This window comes from Streptomyces sp. NPDC045899 (assembly GCF_056431485.1).
The window spans coordinates 134,581-146,318 of the sequence record NZ_JBWKKP010000019.1; the positions used below are offsets into that span (position 1 = coordinate 134,581).

Genomic DNA, 11,738 nt, shown 5'->3' on the forward strand with positions numbered 1-11,738 from the left:
TTACTCCTCGTCCTCGATCCAGCCCAGGGTCCGCTGCACGGCCTTGAGCCAGTTCTTGTACTCGCGGTCGCGTACGTCCGCGCCCATACGGGGGGTCCATTCCGCGGCCCGGCGCCAGTTGGCGCGCAGGGCCTCGGTGTCGGGCCAGAAGCCGACGGCCAGGCCGGCTGCGTAGGCCGCGCCGAGGCAGGTGGTCTCGGCGACCATCGGGCGCACCACGGGTGCGTCCAGGGCGTCCGAGAGGGTCTGCATCAGCAGGTTGTTGGAGGTCATACCGCCGTCGACCTTGAGGGCGGTGAGCTCCACACCGGAGTCCTTGGTCATCGCGTCGACGATCTCGCGGGTCTGCCAGGCCGTGGCCTCGAGCACCGCGCGGGCGATGTGCGCCTTGGTGACGTAGCGGGTCAGACCCGCGATGACACCGCGCGCGTCATCGCGCCAGTACGGGGCGAACAGACCGGAGAAGGCCGGTACGAAGTAGGCACCGCCGTTGTCCTCCACCGAGCTGGCCAGCGTCTCGATCTCGGCGGCGCTGTTGATCAGACCCATCTGGTCCCGCATCCACTGCACCAGCGAACCGGTGACGGCGATGGATCCCTCGAGGGCGTAGACCGTCTTCTGGTCGCCGATCCGGTAGCCGACCGTGGTCAGCAGCCCGTTGTAGGAGTTGACCGGCTTGTCGCCGGTGTTCATCAGCAGGAAGGTGCCGGTGCCGTAGGTGGACTTGGCCTCACCCTCGGAGAAGCAGGTCTGGCCGAAGAGCGCGGCCTGCTGGTCGCCGAGCGCGGAGGCCACCGGGACGCCCGCGAGGACGCCGTCGGCCGTGCGGCCGTAGACCTCGGCGGAGGACCGGATCTTCGGCAGCACCGCGGCCGGGATCTGCATCGACGCCAGGATCTTCTCGTCCCAGTCGAGGGAGTGCAGGTTCATCAGCATGGTGCGGGAGGCGTTGGTGACGTCGGTGACGTGCACACCGCCGTTGACTCCGCCGGTGAGGTTCCAGATGACCCAGGAGTCCATGGTGCCGAAGAGGATGTCGCCGGACTCGGCGCGCTCCCGCAGCCCCTCGACGTTGTCGAGCAGCCAGCGGATCTTCGGGCCCGCGAAGTAGGACGCCAGCGGAAGGCCGGTCTCCCGGCGGAAGCGGTCCTGTCCGACGTTGCGGCCGAGCTCACGGCACAGGGCGTCGGTACGGGTGTCCTGCCAGACGAGCGCGTTGTGCACCGGCTCACCGGTGTTCTTGTCCCACAGCAGGGTGGTCTCGCGCTGGTTGGTGATGCCGATCGCCTTGACGTCGGCGGAGGTGATCCCGGCCTTGGTGATGGCGCCGGTGACGACCTCCTGGACGTTCTCCCAGATCTCGGTCGCGTTGTGCTCGACCCAGCCGGGCTTGGGGAAGATCTGCTCGTGCTCCTTCTGGTCGACGGAGACGATGCGTCCGTCGCGGTCGAAGACGATGCAGCGGCTGGAGGTCGTGCCCTGGTCGATGGCCGCGATGAAGGGGCCGTGACCGTGGGACGAGGCGCTGGTGGTGTGGGTGTCGCTCATGTTCTGGGGCTCTCCTGCGTGTCTGGGGGTGGGGGCTAGACGAAGGCGATCTCGTAGATACCGCCCGCGAGGGCACCGCCGAGGAGCGGGCCGACGACCGGGATCCATGCGTAGCCCCAGTCCGAGCCGCCCTTGTTGGGCAGCGGCAGGAGGGCGTGGGCGATGCGCGGGCCCAGGTCACGGGCCGGGTTGATGGCGTATCCGGTGGGGCCGCCGAGCGAGAGGCCGATGCCCACCACGACCAGCGCGGTGATGAGGACGCCGATGGGGCCGAGGCCGTTGCCCTCGTTGTTCAGCCCCTGCGTGAGGATGGCGAGCACCAGCACCACGGTGCCGATGATCTCCGTCAGCAGGTTCTGCACCGTGTTCCGGATCTCCGGGCCGGTGGAGAAGACTCCCAGAACCGGGCCCGCGCCGCCCGCGGCCTGCTTGACGTCGGCCGCGGCCGTGTCCTGCGCACCCGGACCGCCGACGATCTCGCGGTCGGTGAGGTGGGCGTGGAACTGGCCGAGGTAGGCGAGCCAGACCAGGATCGCGCCGAGGAAGGCGCCGGTCATCTCACCGAGCAGGTAGAACGGCACGTCGCTCCACTCGGCCTTGTCGGTGAGGGCGAGCCCGAGGGTCACGGCCGGGTTGAGGTGCGCTCCGGAGAGCGGAGCGGATATGTAAGCGGCGGTGAGCACGGCGAAACCCCACCCGAAGGTGATGGCGAGCCACCCCGCGTTGAGCGCCTTGGAACGCTTCAAGACGATGCCGGCGACGACACCACCGCCGAGCAGAATGAGAACGGCGGTACCGATGGTCTCGCCGATGAAGATGTCGGAGCTGGACACCCGCGACTCCTTTGTCCTTCGTCCAGGGGAAGGCGAACCCCCGGGTCCCTCCGGTGGTCCGCGCCCTCAGGTGAGGGCGTTGGTCGGCCCGCGGCGAGTCCACCATAGCGAATATTGTCGTTAGGTGTTCGACAATGCCGACCGATGCACGGCAGTTTTCTTCACAGGGGAGACCCCGTCAAGGGTCGTGTGGCGGAAAAATCGCGGGTATGTGAAACCGTTGTGAACCGGTGCGGACCTGGGCGGACGTGATCAGAAGCGGCTTGCGCCCAGATCCCGGGATACGGCGCGGGCGCAGTCCCGGACCGCCGCCACGAGCTCGGAGCGCAGCTCTCCGCCGTCGCACACCCGTTCCACCGCGCCGGTGATGCCCACGGCCCCCACCGGCAGCCGCCGGCGGTCGTGGACGGGGGCCGCGACCGACGCGACGCCCTCCCAGGTCTCCTCCACGTCGGAGCCCCAGCCCCGGGCCCGGGTGAGGGCGAGGACGCCCTCGAACTCCTCGGCCCCGGTCACCGTGCGCGGGGTGAACTCCTTGCGCTCGCCCTCGGCCACCTCGCTGTGGGCCACCGGGTCGTAGGCGGAGAGCACCTTGCCCAGGGCGGTGGAGTGCAGCGGGTGCATGGCGCCGACCTCCAGCACCTGACGGCTGTCGTCCGGGCGGAAGACGTGGTGGACGATGAGCACGCCCTGCTGGTGCAGTACGCCCAGGTACACGCTCTCGCCGCTGGAGCGGGCGAGGTCGTCGGTCCACACCAGCGCGCGGGCGCGCAGCTCGTGGACGTCCAGATAGCTGTTGCCCAGGCGCAGCAGCTCCGCGCCGAGCTGGTAGCGGCCCGAGGCCTCGTCCTGTTCGACGAAGCCCTCCTGCTGGAGGGTGCGCAGGATGCCGTGCGCGGTCCCCTTGGCCAGTCCCAGAGTGGAGGCGATATCGGACAGTCCCAGACGTCGCTCACCACCGGCGAGCAGGCGTAGCATCGCCGCAGCTCGCTCCAACGACTGGATGTTCCGGGCCATCGCCAACCTCCCGACCGTGTTCGACAATGCTGAACACTATCGGTCCATGCCGACGTTGCGGTACAGGAGGGCATACGAAAACGATCAACCTTCATCACGCGGCGCCGTCCCGGAAGGTGGAACGAACATGGCCGTTCGGCGTCCGGCGGCTACGCTGGCCTGGTGCGCCCCCCTCGGACGGGGGCGCAAAGCCGACAGCCGTCGCACTCCAGGGAGCACTTCCATGGCCTTGCACATGCCATCGCCCACCGCCGCCGCCCGAGCCGACGCTCTCCGCGAGGCGCTGGCCACCCGTGTGGTGGTCGCCGACGGCGCGATGGGAACGATGCTCCAGGCGCAGGAGCCCAGCCTCGATGACTTCGAGCAGCTCGAGGGCTGCAACGAGATCCTCAACCTCACCCGCCCCGACATCGTCCGGTCGGTGCACGCCGCCTACTACGAGGTGGGCGTCGACTGCGTCGAGACCAACACCTTCGGCGCCAACCACGCCGCCCTCGGCGAGTACGACATCGCCGACCGCGTCTTCGAACTGTCCGAGGCCGGTGCCCGGATCGCCCGCGAGGTGGCCGACGAGTTCGCCGCCGACGGACGCCACCGCTGGGTGCTGGGCTCGATGGGCCCAGGCACCAAGCTGCCCACGCTGGGCCACGCCGCCTACACCGTGCTGCGCGACGCCTACCAGGCCAACGCCGAGGGCATGATCGCCGGCGGGGCCGACGCCCTGCTGGTGGAGACCACCCAGGACCTGCTCCAGACCAAGGCGTCCGTCCTCGGTGCCCGCCGCGCGCTGGACGCCACCGGGGCCAACCTCCCGCTGATCTGCTCGGTGACGGTGGAGACCACCGGGACGATGCTGCTCGGATCGGAGATCGGCGCGGCGCTGACCGCCCTGGAGCCGCTGGGCATCGACATGATCGGGCTGAACTGCGCCACCGGTCCGGCGGAGATGAGCGAGCATCTGCGCTATCTCGCCCGGCACTCGCGCATCCCGCTGCTGTGCATGCCCAACGCGGGACTGCCGGTGCTCGGCAAGGACGGCGCCCACTACCCGCTCACCCCGGCCGAGCTGGCCGACGCGCAGGAGACCTTCGTCCGCGAGTACGGCCTGTCCCTGGTCGGCGGCTGCTGCGGCACCACACCGGAGCATCTGCGCCAGGTCGTCGAGCGGACCCGTGGGCTCACCCCCACCGAGCGGGAGCCGCGCCCCGAGCCCGGCGCCGCCTCCCTCTACCAGACCGTTCCGTTCCGTCAGGACACCTCCTACCTGGCCATCGGCGAGCGGACGAACGCCAACGGCTCCAAGAAGTTCCGCGAGGCCATGCTGGACGGCCGCTGGGACGACTGTGTGGAGATGGCCCGGGAGCAGATCCGTGAGGGCGCCCATCTGCTGGACCTGTGTGTGGACTACGTCGGCCGTGACGGGGTGGCGGACATGGCGGAGCTGGCGGGGCGGTTCGCCACCGCCTCGACGCTGCCGATCGTGCTGGACTCCACCGAGGTCGACGTCATCCGGGCGGGGCTGGAGAAGCTGGGCGGGCGCGCGGTCATCAACTCCGTCAACTACGAGGACGGCGACGGCCCCGAGTCCCGCTTCGCGCTGGTCACCCGGCTGGCCCAGGAGCACGGCGCCGCCCTGATCGCGCTGACCATCGACGAGGAGGGCCAGGCCCGTACGGCGGAGAAGAAGGTGGAGGTCGCCGAGCGGCTGATCACGGACCTCACCACCAACTGGGGCATCCTCGAGTCCGACATCCTCATCGACACCCTCACCTTCACCATCTGTACCGGTCAGGAGGAGTCCCGGGGCGACGGCGTCGCCACCATCGAGGCGATCCGGGAGCTGAAGCGCCGCCGTCCCGATGTGCAGACCACCCTCGGTCTGTCGAACATCTCCTTCGGACTGAACCCGGCCGCCCGGATCCTGCTGAACTCGGTCTTCCTGGACGAGTGTGTGAAGGCGGGCCTGGACTCGGCGATCGTCCACGCCTCGAAGATCCTGCCCATCGCGCGCTTCGACGACGAGCAGGTCACCACCGCCCTCGACCTGATCTACGACCGGCGCAGCGAGGGCTACGACCCGCTCCAGAAGCTGATGGCCCTCTTCGAGGGCGCCACGGCGCAGTCGCTGAAGGCGGGCAAGGCCGAGGAACTGGCCGCCCTGCCCCTGGAGGAGCGGCTCAAGCGCCGCATCATCGACGGTGAGAAGAACGGTCTGGAACCGGACCTGGACGCCGCGCTCGAGGAGCGGCCCGCCCTGGACATCGTCAACGAGACGCTGCTGGACGGGATGAAGGTCGTCGGTGAGCTGTTCGGCTCGGGCCAGATGCAGCTGCCGTTCGTGCTCCAGTCCGCGGAGGTCATGAAGTCCGCGGTGGCCTATCTGGAGCCGCATATGGAGAAGTCGGACGCGGAAGGCAAGGGCACCATCGTGCTGGCCACGGTCCGCGGCGACGTCCATGACATCGGCAAGAACCTGGTGGACATCATCCTGTCCAACAACGGCTACAACGTGGTCAACCTCGGTATCAAGCAGCCGGTCTCGGCGATCCTGGAGGCCGCCGAGGAACACCGCGCGGATGTCATCGGCATGTCAGGACTGCTGGTGAAGTCCACCGTGATCATGAAGGAGAACCTGGAGGAGCTCAACCAGCGCCGGCTGGCCGCCAGCTACCCCGTGATCCTCGGCGGCGCGGCCCTGACCCGCGCCTATGTCGAACAGGACCTGCACGAGATCTACGAGGGCGAGGTGCGCTACGCCCGCGACGCCTTCGAGGGGCTGCGGCTGATGGACGCCCTGATCGCCGTCAAGCGCGGTGTCCCCGGCGCCGCGCTCCCCGAGCTCAAGCAGCGCCGTGTGCCCCGCCGTGAATCCGCGGCCGTGCTGGAGCCGGAGCCGGACCAGGGGCCGGTGCGCTCCGACGTGGCGACCGACAACCCCGTCCCGGAGCCGCCGTTCTGGGGCACCCGGGTGGTCAAGGGCATCCAGCAGGCCGACTACGCCTCCTGGCTGGACGAGGGCGCGCTGTTCAAGGGCCAGTGGGGGCTGAAGCAGGCCCGCACCGGCGCCGGCCCCGGCTACGAGGAACTGGTCGAGACCGAGGGGCGTCCGCGGCTGCGCGGGCTGCTGGACAAGCTGCACACCGAGAACCTGCTGGAAGCGGCCGTGGTCTACGGCTACTTCCCCTGTGTCTCCAAGGGCGATGACCTGGTCCTGCTCAACGAGGACGGCAGCGAGCGCACCCGCTTCACCTTCCCCCGCCAGCGCCGCGGCCGCCGTCTGTGCCTGTCCGACTTCTTCCGCCCCGAGGAATCCGGCGAGACCGATGTCGTCGGCCTCCAGGTCGTCACCGTCGGCTCCCGGATCGGCGAGGCCACCGCCGAACTCTTCGAGTCCAACTCCTACCGCGACTACCTCGAGCTCCACGGCCTCTCCGTACAGCTCGCCGAAGCGCTGGCCGAGTACTGGCACGCCCGGGTCCGCGCCGAGCTCGGCTTCGCGGGGGAGGACCCCCACGACGTCGAGGACATGTTCGCGCTGAAGTACCGCGGCGCCCGCTTCTCGCTCGGCTACGGCGCCTGCCCCGATCTGGAGGACCGCGCCAAGATCGCCGAACTCCTCCAGCCCGAGCGCATCGGCGTCAAGCTCTCCGAGGAGTTCCAGCTGCATCCCGAGCAGTCCACGGACGCCATCGTCATCCACCACCCGGAGGCGAAGTACTTCAACGCCCGGTGACCGTTCCGGGACCGTCCGCCAGCGGCCATGAGGCGCCGCGCGGCGGCGCGTCGTAGACTGGTCGATCCGGTAGAGGCCGGTCGCCTTCCGTTCCACGGGAGGAGGCCGGCCTTCGTGCCCCTTGTCCGGAGGTGTTTGGATGACCAGCAGCATCCCCGTCGTCAGTACCCGTACGGCCGAAGGGTCCGCACTGCAAGCCGTTCTGCTCGACATGGACGGCACCCTGGTCGACACCGAGGGCATCTGGTGGGACACGGAGGTCTCGATCTTCGCCGAGCTCGGTCACGCACTGGCCGAGGAGTACCGCCAGATCGTGGTCGGCGGCCCGATGACCCGCAGCGCCTCCTTCCTGATCGAGGCCACCGGCGCGGATATCGCGCTCGCCGAGCTCACCGGCCTGCTGAACAGCCGTTTCACCGAGCTGCTCGACGGCACCGTGCCGATGCTCCCCGGGGCCCGCAGGCTGCTCACCGAACTGGCCGCGCACGGTGTCCCCACCGCCCTGGTCTCCGCCTCGCACCGGCGGGTGATGGACCGGGTGCTGTACTCGCTGGGCCCGGAGAACTTCGCGCTGACGGTCGCGGGCGACGAGATCGGCCGGACCAAGCCGCACCCCGACCCGTATCTGTTCGCGGCCGCCGGGCTGGCCGCCGACCCGGCCCGCTGTGTGGTGGTCGAGGACACCGCGACGGGGGTGCGGTCGGCCGAGGCGGCGGGCTGCCGGGTGGTGGCGGTGCCGTCGGTGGTGCCGATCGAACCCGCGGCGGGCCGCACGGTCGTCGGATCGCTCGAAGAAGTGGATCTCCCATTTCTCCAGGGGCTGGTCACGGGAATGCACTGATCGCATACTGAGCGTATTTCTGCAAATGACAGACTGAATAACCCGGGGGTCTTTTCCGCCGTGAACGGCGCCATAACGAACGTGATGTTTATCACTGAACTTGGCGTCGACGTGGGGGGTGGGTCTATGCTGCACGTCCCCTCTGGTGCGGTTTGCGTACACCCTTGTGTCCGGATTGGTGACATGCCGTACGAAACGCGACCGCGTCCGCATATCGGTCAAGCGCTGCCCGTTATCGGGGCGTGATATTGCCTCAACTTCGTTGTGTCTCAGCATGGCTGGCGCCGCCGACTAATCTCGTCGCGAGTGGTTGATCGATCGCAGGGAGACTCCCGACAATGAAGCGCAAGTCGCTGGTGCTGCCGGCCGTGGCGGGCCTACTGATGTCAGCGCTCACCGCGTGCGGCGGTACCGACGGCTCGGGGTCGGACGGTGACGCACTCGTCCTGGGCAGTACGGACGGGATCGAGGCCACCAAGGCGGCGCCCGCGCCCCTGGACCCGGACCTCGCCTACGACTTCGCCTCCTGGAGCGTCCTGCACAACGCGTTCCAGACGCTGATGCGGCTGCCCCGCTCGGGCACCGAGCCGATCCCCGACGCCGCCCAGAAGTGCGGATTCCAGGACCGGCAGAGCGAGCAGTACCGCTGCACTCTGCGCAGCGGGCTGAAGTTCTCCAACGGCCACGCGCTCACCTCCGAGGACGTCAAGTTCTCCCTGGAGCGCATCCTGCGCATCAACAACCGCAACGGTCCGGTCTCCCTGCTCTCCAACGTGGACAAGGTCGAGACCCCCAACGACCGTGAGGTGGTCATCCACCTGTCCTCCCCGGACGCCACCTTCCCCTCCAAGCTGACCACCCCGGCCGCCGCCATCCTCGACAGCGAGGTCTACGAACCGGACCGGCTGCACGAGGGCTTCGAGATGATCGGCTCGGGCCCGTACCAGGCCAAGACCGAGGTCGAGGACAACCGGCTGGCCAAGGTGACCTTCACCAGGAACCCGCACTACCAGGGCGACGCGGAGCCGAAGACCGACACGGTCGTGATGCGCTTCTACAAGACCTCGGCGGAGCTGGACAAGGCGCTGGTCAAGGGCGATGTCGACGTCGTCCACCGCGGTTTCTCGCCGGACCAGATCGACCGGCTGAACCGCGGCAAGATCAAGGGCGTCCGGCTCTTCGAGCAGTCCGGCCAGGGCATCCGCTACCTCGGCTTCAACACCTCGGACCCGTCGGTGAAGGACAAGGCGATACGCCAGGCGATGGCCCACCTCGTGGACCGCCAGGCCCTGGTGCGCGATGTCTACAAGCGCACCGCCGAGCCGCTGTACTCGCTGATCCCGTCCAACGTCACCACGCACACCAACTCGTTCCACAACGAGTACGGCGACCCGAACCCCGCCGCCGCCCGCCGGGTGCTGCGCCAGGCCGGGATCCACACCCCGGTGAAGCTGACGCTGACGTACACCACCGACCACTACGGTCCGGAGACCGCCTCGGAGTTCAAGGAGCTCCAGCGCCAGATGAACCGCAGCGGTCTGTTCGCCATCAAGATCAAGGGCGTCCGGTGGGCGGAGTTCCGCCCCAACCTCATCAAGCGCGAGTACCCGGTCTACGGAATGGGCTGGCTGCCGGACTTCCCGGACCCGGACAACTACATCGCCCCGTTCCTCACCAAGGACAACTTCCTCAACTCGCCCTACCGCAACAGCGCGATCCAGGACGAGCTGATCCCCAAGACGCGGCAGGAGACGCAGCGCACCCTGGCCTCCAAGGACTTCCAGTCCATCCAGAACGCCGTCGCCGACGACGTCCCCTACCTGCCGCTGTGGCAGGGCAACACGTACGTGGCCGCCCGGGAGAACATCACCGGCGCGGAGTACGCGTTCGACTCCTCGACCATGCTCCAGCTCTGGGAGCTGGGGCGCGGCGCCGAGGGCTGACCACGACAGACGGGGGCCGATTGCACGACGACGAAACTGTGAGGAACCAACCCGTGAGGAAACGTGACCAGTGGCTGGCAGCCCCCCTCGGGGCGGGGCTGGCCGCCGCCCTGCTGACCGGCTGCGGAAGCGAGGACGGTGACGCCGCCGACGGCGGCAAGCACGTGGTCATGGGGATGTCGGACGAGGTGCTCTCCACCGACCCGGCGTCCGGCTACGACCCCGGCTCCTGGCTGCTGTTCAACAATGTGTTCCAGTCCCTGCTGAGCTTCCCCAAGGGCAGCACCACCCCGCAGCCCGAGGCCGCGGAGACGTGCAGCTTCAAGGACAACGCCAGCCGGGTCTACACCTGCACCCTCAGGAACGACCTGACGTTCTCCAACGGCCACCCGCTCACCTCCGAGGACGTCAAGTTCTCCTTCCAGCGGACCCTGCGGATCAACGACAAGAACGGTCCGGCGGTGATGTTCGGGTCCATCGGGTCCATCAAGACCCCGGACAAGCGGACCGTGGTGTTCAACCTGAAGCACGCGGACGCGACGTTCCCGCAGAAGATCGCCTCCGGTGCGGGCTCCATCGTCGACCACCAGGAGTACCCGGCCGACAAGCTGCGCTCCGACGACGAGGCGGTCGGCTCCGGTGTCTACACCCTGAAGTCCTTCGACAAGACCAAGGCCGACTTCGCCGTCAACGATGACTACAAGGGTCCCGCCGAGGCCAAGAACACCGGGCTGACCCTGAAGTTCTTCCACAACGAGCAGCAGGCGCTGAAGACCGCCGTGGAGGAGGGCGACGTCGACCTCGCCTACCGCGGACTGGCCATGAAGGACCTCGCCGATCTCCAGGCGCGCAGTGTCGGCGACGGCAAGAGCCTGGACGTGGTCGAGGGCACCGGCGCCGAGGTCCAGCACCTCATCTTCAACATGAAGGACCCGGTGGCGGGCAAGCGCGGCGTCCGCAAGGCCGTCGCCTACCTCATCGACCGCAGCACCCTGGTGCGCGACGTCTACAAGCGCACCGCCGAACCGCTGTACTCGGTCGTCCCGGCCGGGATCACCGGCCACAACACCGCCTTCTACGACAAGTACGGCGACCGGCCGCAGCCCGCCAAGGCCAAGCAGGCCCTGCGGGAGGCGGGGGTCTCCGGCAAGGTCAAGCTGACCCTGTGGGGCACCCCGATCCGCTACGGCCCCGGCACCCTCCCCGGGCTGCGTGCGATCGCCAAGCAGCTCAACGCCAGCGGGCTGTTCGACGTCGATGTGAAGAGCGCCGACGTCGAGACCTACGAGAAGGCCGTCGCCGCCGGGAAGTACGGCGTGTATGTGAAGGGCTGGGTGCCCGACTACCCGGATCCGGACAACTTCGTCGCCCCCTTCTTCGGCGACGGCAACGTCCTGGCCAACAACTACAGCTCGGCGCTGCTCACCGGTCAGCTGATACCGGCCACCGCCGAGCAGCCCAGCCGCTCCGCCACGGTCGGCGACTACCAGCGGATCCAGGACGTCGTCGCCGACGACGTGCCCATGCTCCCGCTGTGGCAGGGCAAGCAGTACGCGGTCGCCCAGAACACCATCTCCGGGCTCCAGTGGACGCTGGACTCGTCCACCGTCTTCCGCTTCTGGGAGATCAGCAAGACGCCCCAGGACTGAGCCGCGGGCCGGAGTGAGCTGGCGGCCCCAGGGGGGGGGGGGGGGGGGGAGGGGGGAGGGGGGGGGGGGGAGGGGAGGGGAGGGGGGGGGGCGACGGGGGGGGGGGGGGGGGGAAAAAAGGAGACGGGGAGAGAGAATATCGCCCCCCCGGATGTTCCCCTACACGCAAAGCGA

Annotated in this window: 7 protein-coding genes; 4 read left to right on the forward strand and 3 right to left on the reverse strand. The window is 68.7% G+C overall.

The window, feature by feature from the left end:
• The 3 genes from glpK to AC07FT_RS26020 all read right to left on the reverse strand — a co-directional run bounded on the left by glpK (position 1) and on the right by AC07FT_RS26020 (position 3,398).
• On the reverse strand, positions 1-1,548 hold the full coding sequence (gene glpK, locus AC07FT_RS26010) for a glycerol kinase GlpK (RefSeq protein ID WP_479178291.1): 1,548 nt from the start codon (positions 1,546-1,548) through the stop codon (positions 1-3).
• Positions 1,549-1,583: 35 nt separating this feature from the next.
• Positions 1,584-2,381, reverse strand: a complete 798-nt coding sequence (locus tag AC07FT_RS26015) for an MIP/aquaporin family protein (protein WP_254743953.1) — start codon at positions 2,379-2,381, stop codon at positions 1,584-1,586.
• A gap of 252 nt (positions 2,382-2,633) precedes the next feature.
• Complete coding sequence (locus AC07FT_RS26020) at positions 2,634-3,398, reverse strand: IclR family transcriptional regulator (protein WP_254743952.1); 765 nt, start codon at positions 3,396-3,398, stop codon at positions 2,634-2,636.
• A 223-nt stretch (positions 3,399-3,621) separates the two neighbouring features.
• On the opposite strand from AC07FT_RS26020, the gene metH reads away from it, so the two are divergent.
• The 4 genes from metH to AC07FT_RS26040 all read left to right on the forward strand — a co-directional run bounded on the left by metH (position 3,622) and on the right by AC07FT_RS26040 (position 11,564).
• Positions 3,622-7,131: a methionine synthase gene (gene metH / locus AC07FT_RS26025; protein WP_479178292.1), complete on the forward strand. Its 3,510-nt coding sequence runs from the start codon at positions 3,622-3,624 to the stop codon at positions 7,129-7,131.
• Positions 7,132-7,270: 139 nt separating this feature from the next.
• Positions 7,271-7,972 (forward strand): HAD family hydrolase, encoded by a 702-nt coding sequence (locus AC07FT_RS26030; protein ID WP_479178293.1) that lies wholly within the window; start codon positions 7,271-7,273, stop codon positions 7,970-7,972.
• Positions 7,973-8,310: 338 nt separating this feature from the next.
• On the forward strand, positions 8,311-9,915 hold the full coding sequence (locus AC07FT_RS26035; protein ID WP_471206118.1) for an ABC transporter substrate-binding protein: 1,605 nt from the start codon (positions 8,311-8,313) through the stop codon (positions 9,913-9,915).
• A 53-nt stretch (positions 9,916-9,968) separates the two neighbouring features.
• Positions 9,969-11,564 (forward strand): ABC transporter substrate-binding protein, encoded by a 1,596-nt coding sequence (locus AC07FT_RS26040; RefSeq protein ID WP_479178294.1) that lies wholly within the window; start codon positions 9,969-9,971, stop codon positions 11,562-11,564.
• The last annotated feature ends 174 nt before the right edge of the window (positions 11,565-11,738 follow it).

Coding starts and splice junctions, on each gene's coding strand:
- AC07FT_RS26020 (WP_254743952.1), bottom strand. CDS start 3,398: ATGGCCCGGAACATCCAGTCGTTGGAGCGAGCTGCGGCGATGCTACGC.
- glpK (WP_479178291.1), bottom strand. CDS start 1,548: ATGAGCGACACCCACACCACCAGCGCCTCGTCCCACGGTCACGGCCCC.
- AC07FT_RS26035 (WP_471206118.1), top strand. CDS start 8,311: ATGAAGCGCAAGTCGCTGGTGCTGCCGGCCGTGGCGGGCCTACTGATG.
- metH (WP_479178292.1), top strand. CDS start 3,622: ATGGCCTTGCACATGCCATCGCCCACCGCCGCCGCCCGAGCCGACGCT.
- AC07FT_RS26030 (WP_479178293.1), top strand. CDS start 7,271: ATGACCAGCAGCATCCCCGTCGTCAGTACCCGTACGGCCGAAGGGTCC.